Annotated in this window: 22 protein-coding genes and 1 rRNA gene; 10 read left to right on the plus strand and 13 right to left on the minus strand. The window is 63.3% G+C overall.

Annotated features, from left to right (window positions below):
- Nucleotides 1-18: 18 nt before the first annotated feature.
- Both mnmE and AC54AG_RS26325 read left to right on the plus strand, forming a co-directional pair.
- Nucleotides 19-1,398: a tRNA uridine-5-carboxymethylaminomethyl(34) synthesis GTPase MnmE gene (gene mnmE, locus AC54AG_RS26320; RefSeq protein WP_034754331.1), complete on the plus strand. Its 1,380-nt coding sequence runs from the start codon at nucleotides 19-21 to the stop codon at nucleotides 1,396-1,398.
- Nucleotides 1,399-1,407: 9 nt separating this feature from the next.
- Nucleotides 1,408-1,707, plus strand: a complete 300-nt coding sequence (locus AC54AG_RS26325; RefSeq protein WP_070301978.1) for a hypothetical protein — start codon at nucleotides 1,408-1,410, stop codon at nucleotides 1,705-1,707.
- Nucleotides 1,708-1,799: 92 nt separating this feature from the next.
- Here the strand turns inward: AC54AG_RS26325 and AC54AG_RS26330 are convergent, their stop codons facing one another.
- Entirely contained in the window at nucleotides 1,800-3,497 is a 1,698-nt protein-coding gene (locus AC54AG_RS26330) for a M1 family metallopeptidase (RefSeq protein WP_496632263.1), read from the minus strand.
- A gap of 178 nt (nucleotides 3,498-3,675) precedes the next feature.
- Between AC54AG_RS26330 and AC54AG_RS26335 the strand changes: the two genes are divergently transcribed.
- Nucleotides 3,676-3,873: a hypothetical protein gene (locus AC54AG_RS26335; RefSeq protein WP_034754322.1), complete on the plus strand. Its 198-nt coding sequence runs from the start codon at nucleotides 3,676-3,678 to the stop codon at nucleotides 3,871-3,873.
- A gap of 3 nt (nucleotides 3,874-3,876) precedes the next feature.
- On the opposite strand, the gene AC54AG_RS26340 is transcribed toward AC54AG_RS26335, so the two are convergent.
- Nucleotides 3,877-4,512: an Hpt domain-containing protein gene (locus tag AC54AG_RS26340; RefSeq protein ID WP_496632265.1), complete on the minus strand. Its 636-nt coding sequence runs from the start codon at nucleotides 4,510-4,512 to the stop codon at nucleotides 3,877-3,879.
- A gap of 105 nt (nucleotides 4,513-4,617) precedes the next feature.
- On the minus strand, nucleotides 4,618-5,568 hold the full coding sequence (locus tag AC54AG_RS26345) for a CAP domain-containing protein (protein WP_257620445.1): 951 nt from the start codon (nucleotides 5,566-5,568) through the stop codon (nucleotides 4,618-4,620).
- 266 nt (nucleotides 5,569-5,834) lie between these two features.
- Between AC54AG_RS26345 and pssA the strand changes: the two genes are divergently transcribed.
- Nucleotides 5,835-6,575: a CDP-diacylglycerol--serine O-phosphatidyltransferase gene (pssA, locus tag AC54AG_RS26350; protein ID WP_257620456.1), complete on the plus strand. Its 741-nt coding sequence runs from the start codon at nucleotides 5,835-5,837 to the stop codon at nucleotides 6,573-6,575.
- Here the strand turns inward: pssA and AC54AG_RS26355 are convergent.
- The 10 genes from AC54AG_RS26355 to AC54AG_RS26400 all read right to left on the minus strand — a co-directional run bounded on the left by AC54AG_RS26355 (nucleotide 6,572) and on the right by AC54AG_RS26400 (nucleotide 16,334).
- Nucleotides 6,572-7,498: an aldo/keto reductase gene (locus AC54AG_RS26355; protein WP_072457582.1), complete on the minus strand. Its 927-nt coding sequence runs from the start codon at nucleotides 7,496-7,498 to the stop codon at nucleotides 6,572-6,574. The genes pssA and AC54AG_RS26355 overlap by 4 nt on opposite strands.
- A 147-nt stretch (nucleotides 7,499-7,645) precedes the next feature.
- The gene (locus AC54AG_RS26360; RefSeq protein WP_034754313.1) at nucleotides 7,646-8,791 is read right to left on the minus strand and encodes a D-alanyl-D-alanine carboxypeptidase family protein; all 1,146 of its coding nucleotides are present in this window, start codon (nucleotides 8,789-8,791) and stop codon (nucleotides 7,646-7,648) included.
- A gap of 115 nt (nucleotides 8,792-8,906) precedes the next feature.
- Complete coding sequence (locus AC54AG_RS26365) at nucleotides 8,907-9,560, minus strand: alpha/beta hydrolase (RefSeq protein ID WP_058050378.1); 654 nt, start codon at nucleotides 9,558-9,560, stop codon at nucleotides 8,907-8,909.
- A 35-nt stretch (nucleotides 9,561-9,595) separates the two neighbouring features.
- Entirely contained in the window at nucleotides 9,596-9,913 is a 318-nt protein-coding gene (locus tag AC54AG_RS26370; RefSeq protein WP_034781335.1) for a (2Fe-2S) ferredoxin domain-containing protein, read from the minus strand.
- Nucleotides 9,914-9,953: 40 nt separating this feature from the next.
- Entirely contained in the window at nucleotides 9,954-11,141 is a 1,188-nt protein-coding gene (locus AC54AG_RS26375) for a VanZ family protein (protein WP_319993468.1), read from the minus strand.
- On the minus strand, nucleotides 11,138-11,752 hold the full coding sequence (locus AC54AG_RS26380; RefSeq protein WP_219329291.1) for an ABC-type transport auxiliary lipoprotein family protein: 615 nt from the start codon (nucleotides 11,750-11,752) through the stop codon (nucleotides 11,138-11,140). The genes AC54AG_RS26375 and AC54AG_RS26380 overlap by 4 nt, the downstream gene beginning before the upstream one ends.
- 12 nt (nucleotides 11,753-11,764) lie before the next feature.
- Nucleotides 11,765-12,724, minus strand: coding sequence for an MlaD family protein (locus tag AC54AG_RS26385; protein ID WP_034754305.1), 960 nt, complete (start codon nucleotides 12,722-12,724; stop codon nucleotides 11,765-11,767).
- The gene (locus AC54AG_RS26390; protein ID WP_496632272.1) at nucleotides 12,724-13,623 is read right to left on the minus strand and encodes an ABC transporter ATP-binding protein; all 900 of its coding nucleotides are present in this window, start codon (nucleotides 13,621-13,623) and stop codon (nucleotides 12,724-12,726) included. The genes AC54AG_RS26385 and AC54AG_RS26390 overlap by 1 nt, the downstream gene beginning before the upstream one ends.
- Nucleotides 13,623-14,756, minus strand: a complete 1,134-nt coding sequence (locus AC54AG_RS26395) for an MlaE family ABC transporter permease (RefSeq protein ID WP_496632274.1) — start codon at nucleotides 14,754-14,756, stop codon at nucleotides 13,623-13,625. The genes AC54AG_RS26390 and AC54AG_RS26395 overlap by 1 nt, the downstream gene beginning before the upstream one ends.
- Before the next feature lie 57 nt (nucleotides 14,757-14,813).
- Complete coding sequence (locus tag AC54AG_RS26400) at nucleotides 14,814-16,334, minus strand: B12-binding domain-containing radical SAM protein (protein WP_219329289.1); 1,521 nt, start codon at nucleotides 16,332-16,334, stop codon at nucleotides 14,814-14,816.
- Nucleotides 16,335-16,468: 134 nt separating this feature from the next.
- Between AC54AG_RS26400 and AC54AG_RS26405 the strand changes: the two genes are divergently transcribed.
- From AC54AG_RS26405 to AC54AG_RS26430, 6 genes are all read left to right on the plus strand, one after another.
- On the plus strand, nucleotides 16,469-18,076 hold the full coding sequence (locus tag AC54AG_RS26405) for a DUF2138 family protein (RefSeq protein WP_496632276.1): 1,608 nt from the start codon (nucleotides 16,469-16,471) through the stop codon (nucleotides 18,074-18,076).
- Entirely contained in the window at nucleotides 18,055-18,753 is a 699-nt protein-coding gene (locus AC54AG_RS26410) for a DUF1175 family protein (RefSeq protein WP_496632278.1), read from the plus strand. The genes AC54AG_RS26405 and AC54AG_RS26410 overlap by 22 nt, the downstream gene beginning before the upstream one ends.
- Nucleotides 18,750-23,303, plus strand: a complete 4,554-nt coding sequence (locus tag AC54AG_RS26415) for an alpha-2-macroglobulin family protein (RefSeq protein ID WP_496632280.1) — start codon at nucleotides 18,750-18,752, stop codon at nucleotides 23,301-23,303. Before AC54AG_RS26410 ends, AC54AG_RS26415 begins: the two co-directional genes overlap by 4 nt.
- Nucleotides 23,303-24,985: a DUF2300 domain-containing protein gene (locus tag AC54AG_RS26420; RefSeq protein ID WP_496632282.1), complete on the plus strand. Its 1,683-nt coding sequence runs from the start codon at nucleotides 23,303-23,305 to the stop codon at nucleotides 24,983-24,985. The genes AC54AG_RS26415 and AC54AG_RS26420 overlap by 1 nt, the downstream gene beginning before the upstream one ends.
- Before the next feature lie 29 nt (nucleotides 24,986-25,014).
- A complete protein-coding gene (locus tag AC54AG_RS26425; protein ID WP_070301990.1) occupies nucleotides 25,015-25,743 on the plus strand; it encodes a DUF2135 domain-containing protein in 729 nt (242 codons plus the stop codon).
- Nucleotides 25,744-26,164: 421 nt separating this feature from the next.
- Nucleotides 26,165-26,261 (plus strand): 16S ribosomal RNA (locus tag AC54AG_RS26430); the annotation flags it as partial.

A 26,261-nucleotide genomic window follows, 5' to 3' on the forward strand; every position in this document is an offset into this window, starting at 1 on the left:
ACCTATTACAATATCCCCATGAAACTCGACTCTTCCCCTATCGCCGCCATCGCCACCGCTCCCGGTCGCGGCGGCATCGGCGTGGTACGCGCCTCCGGCAAAAACCTCGCTCCCTTAATGACGGCCCTGTTCGGCGCACAGCAATTGAAACCGCGCCACGCCACCTATCTGCCATTCACGGAAGCCGATGGCAGCATCATCGACCAGGGCATCGCCATCCACTTCAAGGGTCCGCATTCGTACACGGGCGAAGACGTGCTGGAATTGCAGGGCCACGGCGGCCCCATCGTGCTGCAGTTGCTGCTGGCGCGCGTGCTCGAAGCGGGCCGTGACAGCGGCTTGCGCCTGGCCGAGCCGGGCGAATTCACGCGCCGCGCGTTTCTCAATGACAAGCTGGACCTTGCGCAAGCGGAAGCCGTGGCCGACCTGATCGACGCATCCACGGAAGCGGCGGCCAAGTCCGCTTCGCAATCGCTGTCGGGCGCGTTCTCGAACACCATCCACGCGCTGGTCGAGCAGGTGACGGGCTTGCGCATGCTGGTCGAAGCGACCCTGGACTTTCCGGAAGAGGAAATCGACTTCCTGGAAAAATCGAATGCGCGCGGCCAATTGAAAGCCGTCATCGAAGCCTTGAACAAAGTGTTTGCGCAGGCGGCGCAGGGTGCGCTGCTGCGCGAAGGTTTAAATGTCGTGCTGGCCGGCCAGCCCAACGTCGGCAAATCGTCGCTGCTGAACGCGCTGGCGGGCGCCGACGTGGCCATCGTCACGCCGATCGCCGGCACCACGCGCGACAAGGTCAGCGAAACCATCCAGATCGAAGGCATTCCGCTCAACATCATCGACACGGCCGGCATCCGCAGCGCGGGCGACACCATCGACGCCGTCGAGCGCATCGGCATCGAACGCACCTGGGGAGAAATCGGCAAGGCCGACGTGATCTTGCACCTACTCGATGCCGACCACGGCCCGACCCTGGCCGATGAAACCATCGTCGCGGCCTTCCCGGAAGGCGTGCCCGTGGTGCGCGTGTGGAACAAGATCGATCTCTCTGGCCACAAGCCCGGCGTCGACAGCATGCCGGACGCCACCCACGTGTACCTGTCGGCGCACGAGCACATCGGCATCGATTTGCTGCGCGCCGAGCTTCTGCGCATCGCCGGCTGGCAGCAGACGGGCGAATCGCTGTACCTGGCGCGCGAACGTCATTTGATCGCCTTGAAATCGGCCGGCAAGCATCTCGATATCGCGGCCGCGCACGCGGCGCAGGACGACCAGTCGCTGGACCTGTTTGCCGAAGAGCTGCGCCTGGCGCAGGTCCAACTGTCGAGCATCACGGGCGAGTTTTCGCCTGACGATCTGCTGGGGGTGATCTTCAGCCGTTTCTGCATCGGCAAGTAAGGAGGTTCGATGAAGCTGCTGCTTGTTCTGTTGTTCAGTTGCCTGCCGCTGCTGGCCGGTGCGCAGGAAAAGTTGCCCAAGGACGTGGCGCGGTTTGTCGAGCATGCCCAGATGTGCGAGCACTTTGCCGGCGAGTGGGATGACAACGACAAGGCGCGCCAGCGCGAGATCATCGCTGCCGTGGACGATGCTTGCGGCCAGGCGCAGCGGCAGTGGAAACGGCTGTCCGCCAAGTATGCGGGACAGCCGGCGATCAAAAAAGTCATCGACGCGCATGCGAATGATGCGGTCAGGAGCTTTCGGAAATAAGTCCGAACGGTGAAAAGGCCGGGGTCAGACCCTCAACACCGCCAACACAAAGGTCATCGCTAACGTGCGAGGGGGTCTGACCCCTGGGTTTGTTAGCCCTTTTTCCCCTTCGCCTGCTCTTCCCTGAACTTCTGGAACGTCTCGATATGCTCGGCGCGGCGCAGCACGCGCGAGTGCGGGTCGAGCGTGTACGTGGCGCCAGCCGGCAGGGGCAGTTCGCCAAAGCCCAGCGACATGGGAACGGTATGGATTTCTTTGCCGATACGCACTTCCACCGGCATCGGGAAGGCGATGTCGGCCGGCGTCTTCCATTCCAGGCGCAAGGTGTCGCCGTCACGCACGGCGGACAGTTCCGGCAGCGCGGCCTGGTACAGATAGGTCTGGAAGAACCAGTCGTAGTTGCTGCCTGTGACTTTGTTGACGATGGCCATGAATTCCGTCGTGCTGCCATAGCGCGGCTGGAACTGGCCCGGCTGTGGCTGTTCCGTGCCGTAGACGAGCAGGCGCACGGCGCGGAAGAACGCGTCGTCGCCGATCAGGCCGCGCAAGGTGTGCAGCACCAGCGCTCCTTTCACATACAGGTCGCCGCCCGGCCCGCCCTTTTTCAGGTCGTAGACTTCCTCCTCGCTTTTCGGCTTGCCCGAGACCATGGGCGCCTTGTTGATGATGCCGGCGCGCATTTGCTGCAATGACGCAAAATACTCTTGCTCGCCCCGCAGATATTGCATGTACAGCGGTTGCATATACGTGCCGAAGCCTTCGTGCAGCCACATGTCGTCCCAGTTACTGTTGGTCAGCTGGTTGCCGAACCATTCATGGGCAAACTCATGCTGCAGCAATTCATCGTAGCCATAGCTGGTCTTGGCGAATTTGTTGCCATAGGCATTGATGGTCTGGTGTTCCATGCCCTTGTGCGGGGTTTCGGCGATGCCGACCTTTTCATCGGCAAACGGGTAGGGGCCGATGACGCTTTCAAAAAAGTTGAGCATGGGCGGCAATTCCGCGAACAGGGCGCCCGCCTTGGCCTCGCTTTCCGGCAGATACCAGAATTGCAGGGGGATGCGGTTGCCGTAGCGGCTCACATACTCGCTCTGCATGCTGCGGTAGGGCGCCACGTTGAGGGCGATGCCATAGGTGCTCGGGTGTTTGGCGCGCCAGTGCCAGGTGCGCCAGCCATCAGCCTCATCCATGCCAAGCGCGATGCCGTTGCCGGCCGCTACCAGCGGTGCCGGCACGATGATGTGCTGGTCGATCAGCCGGGCCTTGCCCATCGGGTGGTCGATGCACGGCCAGAACAGGTCGCAGCCCTCGCCTTGCACGGCGCTGGCGATCCACGGCGCGCCATCGGCCGTGCTCGACCACACCATGCCGCCATCCCACGGCGCTTTCACGGCGACGTGCGGCACGCCGTGGTAGACGACGCGGATGGTGGTGCGCGCGCCTGCCGCGAGGGTGGCAGGCAAGGTCATGCTCAGGCGGCCGTCCGGGTTGGCATAGTCTTGCGGCCGCAGCGCCTTGCCGTCGATTTCGATGGTGTCGACAGGCAGGTTGCGGTCCAGGTCCAGCGCGAAACGCGAGATCGGCTGCGTGGCCAGGAAAGTCAGGCGCGCATCGCCGGCAATGCTGCGGCTGGCAGGGTCGATGCGCAGGGTCAAGTCGGCGTGTTCGAACACCACCGCCAATTGTTCCGGCGTGCGTTCGGCGCCTGAATTGAGGGTGTAGGCGGTGGGTGCGCGCGTGGCGCAGGCGCTGAGCAGCAGGCAGGAGAGCAGCAGGGGGATGTGTTTCATGGCAAGCGCGCAAGTGAACGGAACACTGATTGTAGTGTGAAGTGACAACGTTGTCGTTTGGAAATTTCAAGGGCCGATGGTGTAAGCGTGGCCCCGGTTGAGAAATGTCATGGGCTTCAAACGACGCTGACGTAATCTTGCTGAGCGGCCTTGAAGTGCCGCTAGGAAAGGAAGCGCCATGGACAGCGAACAGCCGGAAGTCGTGGAAAGCAGGGGGATGGTGGCGCCGCCATTGCCTTCCCTGCCGCAATTGATCGCAGCGCTGCCGCCGAAAGGCGCATGCTGGTATTGCGACAAGCCGCTCGATGCCGTGCGCCGTTTCTGCTGCAAAAGTTGTTGCGTGGCGTATGCGGAAGAGGCGCAGTACAACAGCTGAGCGCTAGCGGCGCCGCAGCAGCGCCGCCAGGGCGCCTTCGAAATCGAACTCGTGCGCGGCGGCCGCCACTTCCTGGTAGACGTTGACGCCCAGGCTGGCCGCGAGCAGGCTGGCCGAGTTTTCCAGGATATCGATGGCCGCGCCGTCGCCTTCGCGCAGGTGGCTGGCCAGGCGCGCCAGCAGCAGCTGGATGGCGGGTGCGGCCGGGTCGGGCGCCACGTCCTGCGCCGCCGTGTGGGTTGCCTCCGGCGTGCCCAGCATGCTGCTGACCGCGCCGAGCAATTGATCCTGCGCCAGTTCCAGCTGCAGCATCTGCTGGGCCAGGTCGGGCGCCTGCGCACGCAGTGCCGATTCCAGGGTTTCCGACAGGCTGTGCACGTGGCGCGCGCCGATCATGCCGGCGGCGCCTTTCAGGGTATGCGCCTTCAGGCGCGCGGAAGCGTAGTTGCCCGTGTCGAATTCGGCGCGGATCTGGCACGGCGTGGTGCCGTGGTCGTGCAGGAAGCGGCGCAGGATTTTCAGGTACAGGATGCGGTCGCCCATGATGCGGCCCAGTCCGTTCTCGACATCGAGAATACGGACCATGTCGGATGCCGCAACGGCGGCATCATCATCGCAAGTGGCGTGTGGTTTCAGCATGCTGTACAGAGCGCCCCAAAACTTGTCAATTGCCGTAAAGCAGGAACAGCTATTCTACATCTAGTCATCCTCGACGCCGCGCCCGCTTGGCCGCCAGCGACATCGCTAGCGCGTCGTGAATGACCAGCTGTGCGTGACGTCCGCGCCATTGACTTTGCCGATGAAACTCACGTCATAGCTGGTGTTCGCGTTCAAGGTCGCCAGCGGGATGATGGACGCGGCCGAGACCGGCGTATGCACATCGTTGCCGCTGGTGAGCAGGCGTACCGCCAGGTCCGTGGCGGCACCGCGCTGGCGCACGCTGAATGCCGTCACGCTGACGGGCGTGCCGTAGTTGGCATGCACGCTGATCGGGTAGCCGACCACGTCCTGGTTCGGCACGGGATCTGGCGATTCGTTATCGCTGGAAAAACTGACGGCCACCTTCTGCTGTCCGCTGACAGGATAGGTGACGATCTGTCCCGCCGCCAGCCCGGGGCCATAGTTGCGATTGCCGGCCATGTCGGTGGTGAAATAGGCATAGCCGGAGCTGCTGACGGCCGCGCCCGCGCCACCTTCCTTGAACAGCGGCTCGAAAATGACGAAGCGGTGATAGATGGCCGTGACCAACTCTTCGGCCAGGTAAAAGCCGGACGTGTTGCCCGCGCCGGCGATGACTTCGCCCTGCAGCGACGTGACGACGTAGCCGGCCTTGGCCAGGCGGTCGCCCAGCTTGACGCCCGTAAAGCCGGGCTTGCCCTGCACCTGCTCGTGCGCCACCGTACTGTTGAGATTGAGATAGCTGGAATGGCCCAGCGCCGCGCTGTCGATCAGGCTGTTGCGCACCATAGGCGACAGGCCGATCTGGCTGCGCCGGTAGTTGAACCAGTTAAAGCCATCGGTGGCAATATTGTTGCTGAGGACGGGAGCGCCCGGCTCCTGTGTCAGCTGTCCGGCCGGGGTCGAGGTGCTCAGCGACGTATTGCTGCCGCTATCGCCGCCGCCGCAGGCGCTCAGCAGTGCTGCACTCAGCAGGGCGGGTATCCAGTATTTCCAACGCAGTGACGAGGCAATCAAGTTGGCTCCTGTATAGGTAGGCGGACAGCGGTGGGGCCAGCGTGCTGTCCTGTAAAACGATTCTAAGGTATTTTGATACCGCGTAGCGCATCCATGAAAAGATATGTCGTGCTCGTGCGCGGACGGTGCCGCAGCTGCGCAGGGTAGAATGAGCGTAGCGCAGCGTTTGCCGCTGCATCGCCTTACTTCCGATTTTTTGATTGCCCATACATTTGAACACATTGCCCAAGTCGCGCCTGCAGCGCGCCAAATACGCCTTGCCCAGCATGGTGACTTTGCTTTCGATAGCATGCGGTTTTGCCAGCATCGTCATTTCCGTCGATAACGCCGCCGTGGGCGACGCGGATGCCTACCGCTTGGCGGCGGCGCTGCTGGTGCTGGCCGGCGTGTTCGATGCGCTCGACGGCTATGTCGCGCGCCTGACGAACACCAGTTCGCAGTTCGGCGTGCAGCTCGATTCCATCGCCGACGTGATGAATTTCGGCTGCGCCCCGGCCGTCCTGTTGTACTGCTACGGCTTCGTGCAGATGGGCGTGCACGATCCGCTGCTGCTGCGCTTTGGCGGCATGGCCAGCTTCTTCTTTGTCGCGTGCGGTGCGATGCGCCTGGCGCGCTTCAATGTGAACGTGGGGCGCACGGACCCCCTGTATTTCGTCGGCATGCCGATCACGGCCGGGGCCGCTTGCGTGGCGGCCGTCGTGGTGGCCTGGCCGGCGCCCATCGATTCCATGCTGCACAGCTATCTGCTGATGCTGCTGCTCGTCGGCGTGGGCAGCCTGATGGTGTCGACTTTGCGTTTCCCCAGCTCCAAGCAAAAGAAAAGCCTGGCCGCGCTGCTGGTGCTGATCTTGGCCATCGCCCTGCTCGTGTGGCTGAAGACCAGCTTCTTCGCGCTGTTCTTCGCCGTCTACATCGGCGCCACCCTGCTGCTCAACCTGGCGTGGTACCTGGGCTGGCGCGGCATTGCGCTTCCCCAGGTTTTCAACGATCCGGATGAAATTGACTAAGCCACCTCGTGCCCGCGTGCGGCGCGCAGGATGGCGAACCAGTCGCTGCGGCTGAGTGTAAACTGCGTGCCTTCCACGGCCACGCCGACGGCTTCGATGCGGCCCGTGCCCGTCAGCGGCAGGGGACGGCAAGGCAGTTGCATGATCCACGCAAACACCACGCTGGCAAACGGACGCTGCAGCTGGTCGGCGATCTGCTTGATCACATTGCGCAAGTTCTCCACATTCGCGTCGCCGCCCTGGAACAGCCGGCCGCCCGCCAGCGGCGACCAGATCATCGGCGCCACTTTCAGATCCTGCAAGCCGTCGAAGGTTTCATCGAACAGGGGCGCCACGTGCAGCGGCGAAAATTCCACCTGGTTCGTTACCAGCGGGAAGCGCCGGTGCAGGCACTCGAACTGGTGGCGGCTGAAGTTCGACACGCCAAAGTGCAGCACCTTGCCCGCCGCTTTCAATTGCGTGAAGGCGCCGGCGATCTCGTCGAAATCCATCAGCGGGTCGGGACGGTGGATCAGCAGCAAGTCCAGGCGGTCCGTGTGCAGCTGGCGCAGGGTGTGTTCCACGGAACTGGTAATGTGCGCCGCGCTCGTGTCGTAATGCTGGATGGCATGGCCGGGACGGTGCGGCGACAGCAGCTTGATGCCGCACTTGCTGACCAGCTCCATCTTGTCACGCAAGCCCGGCTGCAGGGCCAGCGCTTCGCCAAATAGCCCTTCGGCGCTGTAATCGCCATAGATGTCGGCATGGTCGAAACTTGACACACCCAGCGCCAGGCATTGTTCGATGAAAGCCAGGCGCTGCTGCGCCGACATATTCCACTCGCCGATGCGCCACATGCCGGCAACGATACGCGACAGTTCGGGACCGTTGCTGCTCAAACGGCTGCGCGGCGCTTGCAGGCTGGCGGGAAACACATGGCTCATGGGCTGGCTTTCTGATGGTGGAGATGAAGGTGACGCCACGATTATAGCCAGCTACGCTACAGCATGCTGTGGAGAAATCGGCGGCGAGACAGACGAAAAAAATGCCCGCAGCATCTGCGGGCATTTTTATGGGGAAACGCTAAAGACTTATTTCATCCACAGGCGCATCGAATCCCAGGCGCGGCCGAAGATCGTTGCCTGGTTGATGGTTTCCAGCGCCACGACCGGCAGTTCCAGCAGGACCTTGTCATCGACCATCATTTTCAGCTTGCCGACCGGGGCGTTTTCAGCCAATGGCGCGACCAGCGGGTCCTTGCGTTCCAGCACAGGTTTCATCTTGGCAGCCGTGCCTTTTGGTACGGTGACGAGCACATCGCGGGCGAAACCGATTTTCACGGTGCCTTTCGAGCCCTTCCACACTTCTGGCGTGGCCACGGCCTGGCCCTTCGAGTACAGCTTGACCGTATCGAAGTTCTGGAAGCCCCAGTTCAGCAGCTTCTGGCTTTCCTGCGTGCGGGCCTGGTCCGACGAGGTGCCCAGCACCACGGAGATCAAACGGCGCTCGCCCGTGCCGCCTGGGCGGCGGGCCGACGCGATCATGCAATAGCCGGCCGCTTCCGTGTGGCCCGTTTTCATGCCATCGACGGTTGGGTCCAGCCACAGCAGGCGGTTGCGGTTAGGCTGGGTGATCTTGTTGTACGTAAAGCTCTTGATGGAATCGATTTTGTAGAATTCCGGGTAATCGGCGATCACGCGCTTGGCCAGCACGGACAGGTCTTGCGCCGTGGAATAGTTATCGGGGCTAGGCAAGCCATGCGGATTGGCAAAACGCGTGTTTTTCAGACCCATGCGCTGGGCTTCGCGGTTCATCAGCACGACGAACGTGCCTTCATCGCCGGCAACGGCTTCCGCCAGCGCCACGGCGGCGTCGTTACCCGATTGAATCATCAGGCCGTGCAGCAAGTCGTCGATCGAGACAGGGGTAGCGGGGTCGATGAACATCTTCGAGCTGCTCGAATCGACTTTCCATGCGCGCACGGACACGTTGACTTTCTGGTCCAGCGCCAGTTTCTTTTCGCGGATGGCGGCAAACGTCAGGTAAGCCGTCATGATCTTGGTCAACGAAGCCGGCTCGATGCGTGCGTCCGGATCTTGCGAAGCAATGATCTGGCCACTGGTGGCGTCAAGCAACAGCCAGGACTTGGCGGCGATGGTCGGGGCTGGAACGCTCTGGGCGTAGGCGGCGGAAAAGAAAAATACACTGGAGGCCAGTGCCGCTAAAAGTTTTTTCATGGAGGCTGGTCTGCGAGAAAAAGATGAAGGCTGAGGGCCATGCTGTTGCTGCTTGCATGGCCGCGTGGAAAAAACGGATCAATTATAGCCGTGGAGGCGCTAGTAAGCCCACACTTCAATGATCATCTGCTGCAATTGCGGGTTTGTCACCGTGCCACAGGGCAATCACGAGGTTCTTGATGTGATTGAGCTTGCGGTGGAAAAAGTGGTCGGCGCCGGGGATCACGATCACGGGAATGTCTTGTGGACGGGCCCAGTCGAAGACGGCGGACAGGGGGATCGTGTCGTCCAGTTCGCCGTGGATCAAGATGGTGTCGGCGGGAATGTCGGCCATGGCCCATTTGCCGGCCGCGCTGCCGATCAGCGCCAGGCGCTCGACGGGCGTACCGGCGGCGGCCAGACGTTCCTGCAGTTTCGATTGCACGAAGGTGCCGAACGAGAAACCGGACAAGGCCACGGGCAAGCCCGGATACAGGCCGCGCATGTGTTCATACAACAACTGCATGTCGTCCGTTTCGCCCACGCCATGGTCGTGCACGCCTTCGGAAGCACCGACGCCGCGGAAGTTGATGCGCGCCACCACGTAACCGAGCGCGACAAACGCGCGCGCCAGGGTTTGCGTGACCTTGTTATCCATCGTGCCGCCGTACAGCGGATGCGGATGGGCAACGAGGGCGATGCCGCGGGGAGTGTCTGCCGGGAAATCGAGCAAGCCTTCCATGCTGCCTGCATGGCCGGCGAGGGTAAATTTTTCCGAGTTTCTGTTCATGAGGCTCATACTGGTGGGTATCTCTTAAATTGGCATTAAATCTTGAGGCGTTCGACGATCTTGCCGCCCACCAGGTGCGTATCGATGATTTCATCGATATCGCTGGTGTCGACGTAGGTGTACCAGGTCGCTTCCGGGTAGATCACCAGCAGCGGGCCTTCTTCGCAGCGGTCCATGCAGCCGGCCTGGTTGATGCGGATCTTGCCCGCGCCGTTCATGTCGAGTTCCTTGATGCGGCGCTTGCAATGCTTTTGTGCCGCTTCCGCGCCATGGTCGCCGCAGCTGTTGCGGCCGTCTTCACGTTTGTTCATGCAGAAAAAAACGTGGCGTTCAAAATACGGTGCGTCGCTCATACTATGCTCCTGCGGAATCATCAATGCGCCATGATAACGCTTATGGGTGGTCTTCGCGACGCTGGCGCTGCACATCTTCCTGCCGGTTCAGGCGGTGCGAGGGCAGGCACAGGAACCACAGGGCCATGAAGGGCCACAGCAAGGCCAAAAATTGCGCCGCGCCATTGAAGTTGAGGAACTTGCCTTGAAACCAGCCTTGCAAGGTTGACATGAAATACGGGTTGATCGGCGTCGTATTCACCATCACCAGACTCAGCAGCAAGGTGGCGGCCGCGATGCGGCGCTGCGCCACGTGCGGCGCGAAGGCCAGGCCGCCCAGCATGATCAGGCCGATCAAAAAGCCGCCTTGGGCGCCCGGCGTGATCCAGACGAAGGCGTTTTCCGGTGAAAACAGCAGCGCGCTGGCCATCGAGCGCACGATCAAGGCAGCGGCGATCAGGGCCAGCATCAAGATGGTGCGCGGCGCGGCGCGGCGCAGCAGGCACAGCAGGGTCAGTACGGCGCCCGTCATGCCGCAAGCCGTGATGATGGTTTCCGAAAGCCAATATTGCTCAACCGTCAAGATGACGTCGGGACGCAGATACGCGGCCAGGTCGATGTCGATGCCCGCCAGCTGCGACAGCCAGTCCGACAGGATGGGCAGCAGCTGGCCCAGGCCGAACAGATAGCCTTGCGGATAGATTTGCGCCAGCGGCCACAGGGCCACGAGCACCAAGCCCTGGCTGGCGTGCTGGGCAAACCAGCGCTGGCGCAAGCGGAACAAATGACTTTGGTCGAGCAGCTTGCGCGCCGTCAGGGCGCCGATGATGGAACCGATGCAGCAGCCGGCCGCATTCGTATAAAAATCGAGGTTCGACGAGACGCGGCTGGGCAAATAGGTTTGCACGGCTTCCATGCTGCCCGAAATCAACATGCCGCACAGGCTGGCGACGATGACGGCAAAGAAACCCGTGATCCTCGGAAACAGCGAATACACGATCAGCGCGCCCAGCGGAATGTAGCCGACGACGTTGATGCCCACGTCAAAGCCCGTCCAGTAGCGGGGCATGCGCGTGTTTTCCAGGAACGTCAGCGGCGACAAACCATTGCTGTGCCAGCCCGTGAACGGGAACCAGCTCGCATACACGATCAGGAAGACGTAGGCGAGCAGGGTCGCGCGCGACACGGGCGAGGAACGGACGGGCGGCAGCGGCGCCGCCGGGCTGGCGGGGGATGCGGGGTCGGTCATTCTTTCGTGATATTCAGCGTGCCCAGCCAGGTGAGCAGGTCGGCGGCGATGGCGTCCGATGCCGCCGCCAGCGCTTGCGCGCCACCTTGCGCATCGGCGCTGCCGGCGGGTCCGCTGCGGCTGAAGGTTTTCTGGTCGATCAGGCGGTGGCCGCGAAACAGCGAGGCGCGCAGCGACACGTGGCCGCTGCTCTGCGTCTGCGTATCGAAGTTTTGCGAGAAATCATCGACGTCGATGCGCAGCAGGGGCATGCCGGCGGCCGCGTCCGTGGTCGACAACACTTTCACGCCGCTTTGCGCCACGCGCGTTTTCAGGCGCTGGCTCAGCAGTTGCAGCGGCGGCGTGTTCCAGCGGTTGTAGGCGTACGGACGCGATTGCTGCGCATCGGCGTACAGCAAGCGGTAATACATGCGCTGGCTGTCGAGCCAGGATGGACCGTTGGCGTCGGCGATTACCAGCACGGGCACGGCTGGCGCGGCTGCTTGCGCGTCTGCCAGCGGTGCGGCCGGGCCGAAATCATAGAAAGTGGGGACGGGGCCGCGGCTGGCGCAGCCGCCCAGCAGGAATGCGGCGGCCAGGATGAGTGCGCTGAGATTGCGTGGGGTAGGCATGCGGTGTTCTCCTTATTTGCCCGGTGCCGAAAAACCGGGCTCGCCCGGGCCGGGCGGGATGTCTGGGGCGCCGAACAAGATGCTCTGCGGCTGTTCATTGAGCGTGCTCATGGTGGTTTTCAGGGCGCGCATCGAGGAGCGCGCTTCGCCGCTCAGCTCGATGACTTGCGGCAAGACTTCCAGCGACACGCCATTGGCCACCGTTTCCACCGAGCTGCCGACCCGGTCGACCGTGCCATTGACCTTGTCGAGCACGCCGCCTGGCGCCTGGATATCGTTGCCCAGTTTTTTCCACGTGGCCGTCAAGTCCGACACATTCTTGCTGGCCGTGCTCACGGCCGTCAGGGTTTGGCGCGTCTGTTCCGTCAGTTGCGGCAATTGTGTCAGGGTCGGTTCCAGTTGCTGCGGAATGGCGCCAAAAGCCTTGGCGGCCTTGCCCACTTCCGTGAAGGCGCCCAGCATGGCCGCCTGGTTGTCGGGGCTGAGCAGGTTGTTGACCTTGTTGGTGATCTGTTCGGCCTGGTCGAGGATGCGCTTGCCCCGTTTTTCCAGCTGGTCGAGCAAGCCGGCGCGCAGGGGGATCAGCGACGGCTTGTCCTTGCTGGTGCCCAGCAGTTTCGAACCCACATGCTCGTCGTCGAGTTGGATGTAGGCGATGCCCGTCACGCCCTGGTAGCCGAGGGTGGCAAACGTGGTGTTGGTGACAGGGGTGTCGGGCGCCACGCTGATGTGCACGAGGATTTGCCCCGCCTTTTGCGTGTCGAAGTCGATGGCGTCGACCTTGCCCACTTCCAGGCCCCGGTAGCGCACGGTCGCCTGCGGGTTCAGGCCTGGTACGGACAGGGTGGTGGCGAGCAGGTACGGCACCCGTTCCACGCGGTCGCGGTTGAACCAGACGCCGAACAGGATGGCGGCCACCAGCAGGGTCAGTGTAAAAAATCCCGTCATCAGGGCATGTGATCTGTTTTCCATTACTTCTCCGCTTTCGTGTCTGTGCCGGCGTCGTCGCCTGGCTGCGCCGCCTTGCCCGCCGCCGCCTGTTTCTCATCGAGGACGGCCAGCGCGCGCTTGCCGCGGTCGCCGAGGAAAAATTGCTTGATGAACGGGTGGTCGACTTCGATCACCTCGCGCGTGGGGCCGATGGCGATCACGTGTTTTTCCGCCAGCACGGCGATGCGCGTGGACAGGGCGAACAAGGTGTCGAGATCATGCGTGACCATCACCACCGTCAAGCCCAGTTCGCGGTGCAGCGACTGGATCAGGGCGACAAAACTTTCCGACAGGTCCGGATCCAGGCCCGCCGTCGGTTCGTCGAGGAACAGCAGCTTCGGTTCCAGCGCCAGGGCGCGGGCCAGGGCCACGCGCTTGATCATGCCGCCCGACAAGTCCGACGGCATCTTGAGCGCATGTTCCGGGCCCAGGCCCACCATATTCATCTTTAATAATACCGCGTCGTGCACCAGCGCTTCGGGCAGCACGCGCAATTCGCGCATCGGCTGGGCCACATTGTCGAACACGGTCAGTGCCGAATACAGTGCGCCTTGCTGGAACAGCATGCCCCAGTGGTTGCGCAACTGTTGCAGCTGGTCTGAACTTGCTTTATTGATATCTTCGCCAAAGACTTTGACGCAGCCGCGCGCCGGATGTTCCAGGCCCAGCATCTGGCGCAGCAGCACCGTCTTGCCCGTGCCGGAACCGCCCACGATGGACAGGATCTCTCCCCGCTCGATTTCCAGGTTCAAGTCCTGGTGCACGACGGTGCGGCCGAACTTGGTCCACAGATTGGTGATGTCCACCACGGGCGCGTTGCCGTGCAGGTTGAATTGGCCTTCGTTGCCGGTGCCGCAGGCGATATTGGTGTCGTCCGCCATCAGTAGCCCACTCCATTGAAGACGATGGCGAACACGGCGTCGGCCAGGATCACGACGGTGATGGCCGTGACGACGGCGGTGGTGGTGCCGCGCCCCAGGCTTTCCGTGTTGGCCTTGATGCGCAGGCCGAAGTGGCACGAGACAAGCGCGATCAGCATGCCGAAAATCACGCCCTTGCCCAGGCCTATCATGTAGTTGGCCAGCGGCACGGCGTCCGGCAGCTTCTGTATAAAATAGCGCGCCGACAGGTTCAGTTCCACCTTGGCCGCCACCATGCCGCCGATCAGCGCGGCCGTATCCGTCCAGATGACGAGCAGGGGCATGGAAATGGCCAGGGCCAGCACTTTCGGCATGATCAGGCGGAAACCGTGCGAAATGCCCATCACCAGCATGGCGTCGAGTTCTTCCGTGACGCGCATGACGCCCAGTTGGGCCGTGATGGACGAACCGGAGCGCCCGGCCACGAGGATGGCGGCCAAGAGCGGCCCCAGTTCGCGGATGACGCTCATGCCCAGTAGGTTGACCAGGTAGATGTCGCCGCCAAACGCGCGCAGCTGCTGCGCGGACAGGTAGGACAGCACGACGCCGATCAGAAAGCCGACGAGAGCCGTGATGCCCAGCGCCTGGAAGCCCGCATGGAAGATATTGGCGGAAATTTCACGCCACGGCCCGCGCATCGGATGGCGCGCGAAGCTGCCGATATCCTGCGTCACCTGGCCGACCAAGGCAATAAAGCCCTTCAAATGTTCGAAAAACAGCAGGATGGCCATGCCCAGTTTCATCACGGGCGTGAGGCGGTTGGCGCGCGAAGGCGGCGTCGTCAACGGCCCCGTTTCTTCGATGCGCCGGAAAAACTCTTCCTGCGACGGCGCCAGGGTCAGCTGCGCGGGGCGTTGCCTGCCCCAGGCATTCCAGAACAGCTGGGCGCCGATATGGTCCATGCTGTCGATGGCCGACAGGTCCCATTGCGCCTTGGCATCGCCCTGCAAGGGCTTGAGCTGGGCGTCGATGGACTTGATGGCATTGTCATGCGCCAGCGCGTGCACCTGCCAGGTGCCGCTGGCAGTGACAAGGGCTCCCTGTTGGGAGCTGGTCTGGGAGAGGGTCAGTTTCGGCGATTGTACAGTCGGCATCGTGCCAGTTTAAGGGAGAATGGCGCAGACCGCCACCGCTGTTCAATCGCCGGCCCCTCAGGACGCCAGGTGGCGCGCCTGCCGCTGCGGCAGGGCGACGTCCGGGCGCACCTTGGCGCCGCCAGTACTCACTTCGGCTGGCTTGGCATGAGAGCTGGCTTGCGCACCGCCCGCATAGTCGCTGGCCACGAGGGCGTTGGCCTCCAGCGCGCTCATGCCGCGCGTCTGCAGCCATTGCGCCACCAGCTTGGCCAGGCGCTCCATGGCGATGCGGTGGGTGGCGTCCGTGTGGGCATACAGCCAGTTCGAAAAATCCATGAAGTTTTCAAATGGCGCGTCACCGAGCATCCATTGCACCGTATTGGCGAAGCGGCCCGAGTTGGCGACCAGGTCCCAGTAGCGGGCGAAGCGCACGAGGCGCTGCATGCTCATGAAATCGAGCTGCTTGTTCGCCAGGATGGTGTACGGCGGGTGCGGGTCGAACACCATGCCATAATTTTCCGTATGGCGGATGATGGGTGTGCCGCGCAGCCGCTTCAATATGCCGAACTGGATTTCATGCGGTTTCAAGGCCACCAGCTTGTTGAAGCCGGCCGCGAAGCTCGCTTCATCCTCGCCCGGCAAGCCGGCGATCAAGTCCACGTGCAGGTGGGCGTTCGACTCTTCGCACAGCCAGCGGATGTTGTCGGCCGCCTTTTGATTGTCCTGCTTGCGGCTGACCAGCGATTGCACGTCCGGATTGAAGCTCTGGATGCCGATCTCGAACTGCAGCGCGCCTGGCGGGAATTTGCTGATGCCTTCTTTCAAGGCGTCAGGCAAGTGGTCTGGCACCAGTTCGAAGTGGGCGTAGATCGGGTCGTCCGGATTCGCTTCGATCTTGTCGAGAAAGAACTGCATGATCTTCAAACTGGTCTTGATATTCAGGTTGAAGGTGCGGTCGACGAACTTGAACAGGCGCGCGCCGCGTGCATGCAGGGACTCCATCTCGGCCAGGAAGTTCTCCAGCGCGAAGGGCCAAGCCGTCTTGTCCAGCGCCGACAGGCAGAATTCGCACTTGAACGGACAGCCGCGCGACGCTTCCACGTAAATCGTGCGGTGGCGGATATCGTCGTCTGTATACAAGGAGTAGGGCAGCTGCAGTTCTGCCAGCGGCGCTTGCACGCCCGCGTGGATCTTCATCAGCGGCTTCGGCCCGTTGAGGATCTCGCCGCACAGCTTGGGAAAGGTGACGTCGCCCCAGCCCGTGATCAGGTAGTCGGCCAGCTTGACGATCTCTTGCTCGCCCGCCTCATGCGACACTTCCGGCCCGCCCAGCACGATGATGACCTCGGGCGCCACGCGCTTGAGCATGGCCACCAGTTTCGTCGTTTCCTCGACGTTCCATATATACACGCCAAAACCGATGATGCGCGGTTTGTTGATGAGGATGCGTTCGACCAGTTCCGTGGTTTTCGTGCCGATGACGAATTCCTGCAGCCGCGTCTGCGCTTGCAGCGGCCCCATATTGGCCAGCAGATAGCGCAATCCCAGCGAGGCGTGGGTGTAGCGGGCGTTCAGGGTGGAGAGCAGGATGGTCATGGGAGGCGATGAAAACGGCGAAACCGCTATTTTACGCTGTCGCGTCAGCTGTGCGCTGCGGCAACAAATGCCATGTTACCATTTGTCAATAATTACTAACTTGTCAATGCTACGGCAGGCTAAAAGGATACAAGGTGCTGGCGAAAAAAGTACTCAATAAAAAAGTCCTGCTCGGGACGCTTGCCGGCGTGGCCGTGGTAGCCGCCGCACTGGTCGGCTACCGGGTTTTTGGCTGGGGTGCGATGGGGCCGGTCAACGGCCTGAAGCTCGATTTATCCCGGCCCGACGCGCTGGTCCGCACGAAAAGCCTGTCGGCCTTGCCGCGCGACTTGCTGACGGTGCCGCTGGCGCGCGACGTGTTGCGTGAGGATTTCCTGTTCTATTACGAGCAAAGCGAAGACCGGCTGGGGCTCAAGGGCAGCTTGCGCCGCATCGCTTACGAGCATGAGCTGGGCTGGGGTGACCAGCTGCTGCGCATGGTGCTGGACCAGCCGGCGGAAGTAGCCTTGTGGCGCGACGCCGACGGCTCGCTCAAGCATTTCGCCATCGCCGTGTCGCGCAGCCAGCTCACGCGCCTGCTGGAAGAAGCGGGCAAGATCGCCCTGAAGGATACGCAGATGCGCGTGGCCGGCAGCTTGCGCGTCGATGGCGGCCAGGTGCCCGTGTATGCGCTGAACTACGCTTACCAGCGCACCTTGCTGTTTGCCGCGCATGGCCAGCGCCTGGTCATCCTGTCTCATCCCGGCATGCTGTATGGCGGCAGCGATGGCAAGCATGGCGATGGCACGGCCGAGAAAACCGTGGCCAGCCTGCTGGCGCCGGAAGCGGCCAAGCAAAACGTCTTTCATGCGCAGTTCCATCTCGACGGCGCCGCGCCCGAGGGCCACAGCATCGCCGTCAAGGCGGACTTCCTGTCCTTCGGCTACCAGCCTTTCTTTGGCGCGTTAGAGGCGCTGCGCTTCGATTTTCAACAGGGCGCCTGGCAATCGAAGGTGCTGCTCAATGCCGATAAACTGAAAAACGGCGGCTACGACAGCAGCGCCCTGTGGCCGCAGCTGCCGCACAACCCGAGCGCCTGTTTCAGCGTGCCGGTCGACTGGACCGCGCTGCAGCCCGTGCTCAAACGCCTGGGCAGCAAGACCTCCGCGCCGGTGGCGCCGCTGGCCGGGCACTTGCAAGGCCCGGCCGCCGCGTGCTGGTATGGCAGTTCGCGGCTGCATACACCGGTTTTTGTCGCCACGCGCAGTGCGCAGGCCGGTGATGACGCTCTGTATGGCAGCTTGTTCGAGGCGGCCATCGGCGGCAAGGACCCCGTGCGCAAAACGACAGGTAAAGATGGCGCCACGCGTTGGGAACGCAGTGTCGCCACGGCGCTGGGCCAGTCCAAGCCGGCGCTGGTCGTGGCCGGCAATACTGTTGTCTTTTCCACCGACGGCAAGCTGGTGGACCAAGTGCTGGCCGTGCGTCGCAAGCAGGCGCCGGCTGCCAGCGACCTGCTGCCCGATGCTTCGCGCACGATCGGCCTGATCGCGCCGGCGTCGCTGGCCCGGCTGATCCAGCTGGAAGCCTTCGATACCCTGCCGGCGAATAACGAACCGGTCTTGCGCGCGGCCGCCAACGAACACCTGGTGCCGCGCCTGAACGCCTTGAAAAAATACCCGCCGCTGCGCATGGTGCTCAAGCGGCAGCCAGCCAGCGGCACGTCATGGGAAACGCTGGAATGGCAAGAGGCCGCGCGATGACGCCGTGGCATGGGCGGCATGGACGTCGTGCCGCCTTGCGCTGGCTGGCGGCTTGCGCCGCCACCGTGGCAATGCCCGCCTGGGCCCTGCGCGCGGCCGCCGAGCCGCAAGTGCAGCTGTCGCAGGCGCAGAGCCGCGCCTTCCAGGCGTGGATGCTGCGTATCGTCAACGCGCAGATCGAACGTGGCCCGTCGCCGCGCTGGACGCACCGCGATTGCGCCGGCCTGGTGCGCTTTGCCGTCAATGAGGCGCTCACCGTGCATGACGCGAAGTGGCTGCATGCGAACGGCATTGCCAGCGACCGGCGCCTGCCGCCCGAGCTGGAACTGAGCGCGGCCCAGGCCGCCTTGCGCAACCGCTGGGTGCAGACAGGCGGCAATGTCGGCCACTTCGTCACGGCGCTGGCGCTGGTGCAGCACAACAGCCGTTTCATCGCCCGCGAAATCAGCCAGGCGCTGCCCGGCGACCTGCTGTTTTTCGACCAGGGAGACGAACAGCATTTGATGGTCTGGATGGGGGCGCGCATCGCCTACCACACCGGCACCGTCACCCCCGACGACAATGGTCTGCGGACCGTCGATATCAAAGAACTTACGAGCTGGAAGGACACGCGGTGGCAACCTGTGGTCAACAATCCCAATTTCGCCGGCGTGTTCCGGCTGGCGTTTTTATCATGAAGCCGGTTTTTGTCATGAAGCTGCTCTTCATGGGCTTTCTGGCGCTGCTCATGCTGGGCAACGCCTCCGCGCAGCCGCGCGATCCAAGCAACTACAGCACCTTCAAGGGTGAACCGTTTTTCCTGCTGTCGGACGCCAGCTACGGCAGTCTTGATGAAGCGCGCGTGCGCCTCGAGGTGCCGGGCCGCGACATGGGGCGCATGAACCTGGAAGCATATTCGGGCGCCGACATCGTCGTCTACCGCGTGCCCGAACCGATGGAGTTCCTGAAAAAGCAGCGCAATCTGCACCGCATTCAGGTCGAGGGCAATTACCAGGGCGAAGGCCTGGCCAACACCTTGAGCTTTCTGTGGGATAGCTGGTGGAAGCAGTCGCGCCTGGCCTGGCGCAAGCTGTTTTCCGGCGAGGCGCGCCTCGCGGTGACAAAAGAACAGCCGCAACTGGCGACCAACGACGCGATCCGCCGGCGCACCGTGTTCGCCAATCATCCGCAGTACAAGCCGATCAAGGGCATGGAACTGGTCGACAGCTTCCGCTATCCGATCTGGCAAGCCAAGGCCATCGCGCCGCCGAAAGGCGTCAAGCTCGATGGCTCCAGCAGCGACTTCATCGTCGCTGGCGCCGGTAATGTGATGATCCCGCTGGGCAAGCGCAAGCCGGGCCTGTACCTGGTCGAAGCGATCATCGGCGAACACCGCGCCACCACCTTGGTATTCGTGTCGGACACGGTGGCTGTGACCAAGGTGTCGTCCGGCCAGATGCTCGTATGGACGGCGCGGCGCGACAACAGCGCCGCCGTGGCTGGCGCCAATGTGGCGTGGACCGATGGCACGGGCGTGCTGCAGTCGGCCACCACGGGTGCCGATGGTGTCGCCTCGCTCGAGCGCGGCAGCCCGGAACACACATATGTGCTGGGCCAGGACCGCGCCGGCGGCGTGTTCGTGTCCGAGAATTTTTACTATGACAGCGAAATCTATAACACCAAGATCTATGCCGTAACGGACCGGCCCCTGTACCGGCCCGGCGACGAGGTCAACGTCAAGTTTTTGGGCCGTGAATTTACCTCCGCGCGCAACTCGCAGGCAGCAAGCGCGGCGCCGGTCAGCCTGACCATACTCAATCCGAACGGCACGCCGCTGCTGACGCAAACGCTGCAGCTGTCCGGCGAGACGGGTGCCGACACGCGCTTCCGTCTGCCCACGGAAGCCACGGCCGGCGGCTATGAACTGCGTTTCAATTACAAGGATGGCGTGTATGGCGCGGCTTTCCGCGTGGCTGAATACGTCAAGCCGCACTTTGAAATCAACGTCCAGCCATCGAAGCCGGAATTCAAGACGGGCGAGGCCGTCAAGGGCAGCATCGCACTGCGCTACCCCGATGGCAAACCCGTGAAAAACGCGAAGATGACTTTGTCCTTGCGCGGCCAGCAAAACACCATGGTCGAAGGCGAGCTGCGTTACAGCGGCCTGTTCCCCGTGGCCCTGAAGACCGAGGAAGTGACGAGCGACGGCAGCGGCAATGTGGACTTCAGCTTGCCGCCCGCCGCCGATCCCTCGCGCTACATCTTGACCGTGCTGGCGACTGATGGCGCGGCCTACCGCGTCAAGGCGACGCGCGAGCTGATGATAGAACGCTCGAGCAGCAGCTACCAGCTGAAGGCCACGCGCCAGTTTTCCGATCCTGGCCAGGCCGTGCATTTCGACTTGCTGGCCGATGGACAGGGCGCGGCCAAGCCCGTGCGCTGGGAGATGGTGCAGCTGGAAAAACAGAGCAAGACCGACGGCGCGTTCGATCCAAATGCCAAGGGCTGGGACGTGACGCTCCCCGCCTCCGGCTCGTACCAGCTGGCGCTGCGCGACGAGCGCGGCAACCTGCTGGCCGCCGCCAGCCACTGGGTCGCCGGCGATGGCGTGCAAACGACGCCGGGCAGCATCGAGATCGTGCTGGACCGCACCCGCTATCGTCCGGGCGACACGGCCGAAGCCTTGATCACGTTCTCCGACAAGGTCGACCAGGCGCTGTTGACGCTCGAGCGCGACAAGGTGGAGCAATATGGCTTGATGGCCGGCGCCGCCAACTGGTACCAGGCGAAGCGCGTGGCGCCGCGCCAGTGGAGAGTGCGCATCCCGGTAAAAGAAGAGCATGGCCCGAACATGACGTTCTCGGTGGCGTACACGCGCAATGGCGACTTCGTCTTCGAGAACGCGGGCCTGCAAGTGATCGAGCCGCGCATCGCGCTGCAATTCAAGAGCGACAAGGAGGTTTACCAGCCGGGCGAGAAGGTCACGCTCGATGTGACGGCGACGCTGGACGGCAAGCCTTTGAGCACCATGGTGGCGCTGGGCGTGGTCGATGAAATGATCTATGTGCTGCAGCCGGAAATTGCGCCGGACATCGGCGACTTTTTCTATCACCCGCGCCGCAACAACGTGCGCACGACGGCCAGCCTGTCCTTCATCAGCTACGATATGGCGCAGGGCCGCACGGCCGGCGCGCCCGCGCGACACAATTACAACGAGCGTGGCGTGAAGGTGCTCGAACGTCCGCGCCGCGACAATATCGATACGGCGTACTGGGCGCCCTCGCTGAAGACCGACGTGAATGGCAACGCGCGCGTGAGTTTTACCATGCCCGACGCGCTGACCCGCTGGAGGATCACGGGGCGCGCGATGGATGAACAGGGGCGCGTGGGCCAGCGCACGGCCTATCTGCGTTCCGATAAAAACTTCTATGCCAAGTGGACCGCGCCCGACTGGATGCGCGCCGGCGATGCGCCGCGTGCCTCGGTGGCGGTATTCAACCAGACGGGCAAGGAGCAGGCGCTCGACGTCGTTCTCTCCGGCGGGGCGCAGCCGAAGACGGAAAAGCTGTCCGCCAAACCAGGTGTCAATTACGTCGAATTCCCGCTCGCCGCTGGCGCTACAGGGCCGCTGCGCCTGGAGCTGAAACAGAATGGCAAAGTGCTCGACGCATTGGACACGGCCATGCAAACCTTGCCCGCCGCCTGGAGCAGCCCGCGCTCCTTGGTGCTGCCGCTCGATGGCGCCACCGCTGATATTCCACTCAAGCTGCCGGCGGACGCGCGCAATATCCGCGTTTCGTTCGCGCAAGGAGCCGCCAGCCAGTTCGCGCGCATTGCCGACGACCTGATCGACTATCCGTATGGCTGCGTCGAGCAGACGGCCAGCCGTTTGATTCCGCTGGCGCTGGCCACGCAAAGCCTGGGGCCGGACGCCGGCGCGGCAAGCGAGCGCCTGCAAACGCTGGTCACGGCGCAGCGTTTGCGCCTGGTCTCCATGGCCGGCCCGAACGCCGTCTTCGGCTGGTGGGGCAACGCCACGGCCGGCAATGCCTTGATGACGGCCTATGCCTATTACGCCGACTGGTACGCGGCGCGCGCGCTGCGCATCGAGCTGCCGCCCGAGCACTGGAACAAACTGCTGGCCGTCTACAGCGAACATGGCTTGAAGGACGCGATGGGCGACCGTGCGCTGGTGTTGTGGATGGCGCGCGAGATGGGCTTGCCCACGCAGACCCTGGCGGCCGGCCTGGTGGACGACAGCGCGATTGCCGTCCTGGGCGGCAAGCCGCGCCAGACTGGCGACACGAGCAGCCTGTTGCTGGGCGGAGCTTCTGACCGTGAGGCGCAAGCGATGTCGTTGGGCCTGGTGGCGCTGGTCGCCGCCCAGAACGGCATCGCCCTGCCGCATGGGCTGCAGCTGCAGGTGGCCAGCTCGTGGCAGGTGCTGCGCGAGTCCAAAGCGCCGGTGGCGCAGGCCTTGCTGATGCTGGCCGGCGAAGTGCCGGCTACCCAGGCCGACGCGGTGCTGGCCAGTGTGCGCGCCGAAATGCCGACACTGGACCGCGCGATGACCTTGATGTGGGTGCAAAAGAAGCTGGGCGGCGTATCGTTTGGCAAGGGGCCCGCCGTCGCACTGGACGGCGCCTGGCAAAAACGCGACAGCCGCAGTGGCCAGCCGGTCTGGCGCTGGAGCGACACCAAGAGTATTCCCGATAAATTGCGTCTCGCCGCACCGGCGCCGGCCGGCACGGTGGCTGTGCTGCAGTACGACAGCCACGCCGCCGAGGCGCAAACCTTGCCGGTCGCCGTCGAGCGCCGCATCTTGCGCATGAAGGCGGGCAAGGGCGGTTACACCACGGAGCTGGTCAAGCCGGGCGAAGCGCTCAGCACGGACGCGCTGTACCTCGATGAAATCACCTTGAAAGCGGGGCCAGGTGCGAAGCACCGTTTTGGCTTGCTGGAAGTGGCGCTGCCGCCCGGCGCCATGGTCGAATCGACTACTTGGGGCATGGTCATGGCGGGCGACAAGCCGACCGCGCTGGAACGCGCGCGCCACACGGAGCGCCGCGACGGCTACGCTGTGCCGATCGAGCCTTTGGCCGGCGAGGTGACGGTGCGCCATTTGCTGCGCTTTGCGCAGAAGGGCGGTTACGTGCTGCCGCCGGCACGCTTTTACCGCATGTACCAGCCGGAGCAGAAAGCCTTCGAAGGCGGCGGCAAGACCACGCGCGCGCTGAAGGTCGAGTGATGGGCTTTGCACGTCCAGCCTTGATGCTTGCCACCTTGCTGGCCGCGCCTGCATGGGCGGCCTCGCTGGATGTGGCCTGGTGGCGCGACGGCAAAATCGAAGTGCGGCAGCTGCGCCAGGGCGGTGCGGCGCCGCCGCCGTTTGACGGCGCGCGGCAAGTACCGCTGGCCAGCTTGTGGAAGTTGTTCGTATATGTATATGCGAGCGATAACAAGGTGGCGATGCCGGACTACCGCTGCGGCGGCCGCGATCCGGAAGAGGTGTATTGCTGCGATGCTGGCCAGAGCATCGGCCACGACGCAGCGCTGGCGCAATCGTGCGGCCCATTTTTCTCGCCCAAGCGCCTGATGATCGCGCCGGCTTCATGGCGCCAGTACTGGACCGGACGTCTGGGCGCGGCGCCCGCAGGCGACTTTGCCTGGCTGTCCGACCCCGCGCAACTGGCGCCGGCGCGCACGGTGCGCCTCGATAGCCTGCTGCGCGCGCTGGACAGCATCCCTGCCGCCAGCCGCGCGGACGCCGAAGCGGCGCTACTGCGCGTGGTGCTCGATGGACGCGGCGCAGGCACGGCGCGTTGGTTCGGCAGCCAGTTGCGCGTCAAAACGTATTCCTGGCACGAGCGGCGCCGGACGGACGAACGTATCGGCGGCGCGGCCGGCTGGCTGGCCGACGGCACGCCGATCTGGTTCGGCGGCGCGGGCGGCAGCAGCAATGTCTTCGAGCAGTGGGCGCCCAGGCTGGCCGCCAGCTTGCCGCCGGTAGGCGCGGCCGACGATGGCGGTTGCGTGGTGGTCGATTATTTCAAGCGCTATCCGATCCGCACCGTGCGCGGCGAACGTGGCGTGGCCGCACCTGGCCCGCTCAATGGCCGCTACCATGTGCAATTCGACAATGGCCAGAACCTGGCCTTGCGCAGCGCCGGCGAGCTGATGCTGCTGCAAGAGCAGGGCGGCCGTCCGCAATTGCGTGGCCGCTTCGGCGTCAATGAATATGTGGCGCGCGTGCTCGACCGCGAAGCGAATGCCAACGAGCCGGAAGCGGCCAAGGCGCTGGCGATTGCCGCGCGCACCTATCTGCAGCAGAACGCGGTGACGGTGGCGGGCTGCCAGCAGATCGCCGACAGCAGCGCGACCCAGCGTGTCAGTCCCAGCCCCGCCACGCCAGCGGCCCTGGCGATTGCGCGCTGGACCGACCAGCTGATTGTCGATGGCGTCACCGTGCGCTATCACAGTAACCAGGCGTCCGAGGGCACGATGGCGTGGAGCGAGGCGGTGCGCCAGGCCAGACAGGGCAAGCACTATGATGAATTGCTGGCGGCGGCCTATCCCGGCGGCGCCCTGAGCACCTTCGGCAATACGGGCGCGCGTTGCCGGCGCCTGGCGCAGAACGAGGATTGGCTGGCGCGGTCCGTGCCGCGCTGGCAGCGCGTGCTGCTGCGCGAGGCCGGTTATGAAGCGCCGCCGCAAGCGCCGCTGGTCTGCGCCTTGCAGAGCGGCGCGCCATATTCGGAGCAGTCGCGCAACCGCATTTATATGCGGCCGCTGGCCACGCGCGAAGACCGCATCACCCTGGCCCATGAATATTTACACCTTGGCCTGCGCAATCATCCGCGCGGCCAGGACGAAGAATATGTCGAGCGGCTGGCACGCCGGCTCGTCGACCTTAACCTGGAGGCCCTGTGAGTTTTTATATCCGTTGCGCGATTCCGCTAATGCTATTGCCACTATGGGCGCAGGCCCAGGTCACCATCGACGCACCGAAGAGCGGCTGGCGCAATTCGGCCGGTGCGCGCGAGGACTATACGCAAGCGGTCAATTACCCCGCCGCGTCGGTCAACCTGCAGCCGGGCCAGGCTGAAACGGCGCAGATACGGGGCCGTATCGCGGGCGCCGTCAAGGGCAAGCCCGCTACCCTGGTGGTCAACGGCGTGGCGATGCCGATGGAAGTGGGCGAAGACGGCAGCTATGGCCGCCCGTATGGCTTCGGCAGCGGCTCGAACAGCGTGGAAGTGCGCTCGCCCGATGGCAAGAGCCGCGCGCGCACCCAGTTTGTCGACAGCTACCAGGGCAAGACCCAGGCGCGCCTGCGCATCGTGCTGTCGTGGGACAGCGCCGGCACCGACCTCGATCTGCATGTAGTCACGCCGGACGGCGGCCACGCCTGGTACGGCAATCGCGTATTGAAAGATGGCGGTGCGCTGGACGTGGACGTGACGACCGGCTATGGCCCGGAGATATTTTCCAGTTCGGCGCCAGTGAAGGGCAACTATCACGCTTATGTCAATTACTACGGCAGCGGCGAAAACACCGCCATGCTGACTGTCGCGCGCATATCGATCATCACCAATGAAGGCACGCCGCGCGAAAAGCTGCAGAGTTTCCAGGTGCCGATGCGGGCCGCCGGCGAGCTGACCCTGGTGAAATCGTTCGTCTTGCCATAAATGTCTCTTGCGGACACGCTGTTGCTTGGCTATAATTCGCCCCCTCGCTGAACGACGCATGCAAATGCTGAGTAAAGCAGAGTGAAAAAAGAAGGTTGACGAAATGCTGCAAACGCTTCATACTCTTCCTTCTTCGCAGCTGACAAACACAACGCTTTGTCGATAGCGCGAAAGTAGCGCCGAATACAGTTCTTTAACAATTAACAGTCGATAAGTGTGGGCATTTGATGTAAGTGCAGCGATGATCTTCGGATTGTCGTAATACTTAAAATATCAAATGTTCACAAGAAATAATGAAATAGGATACTTCTTCGGAAGTAGCCTGTCAGTTTTTTGAGTGAGCAAACACCTCGCAATGCGAGGGGTTTGAACTAGTTAAATAGTTCGACCATGCCGGTAAAACGGCAAAGTAACAGAGATTAAACTGAAGAGTTTGATCCTGGCTCAGATTGAACGCTGGCGGCATGCCTTACACATGCAAGTCGAACGGCAGCACGGAGCTTGCTCTGGTGGCGAGT

It is taken from the genome of Janthinobacterium sp. BCJ23 (genome assembly GCF_059617945.1).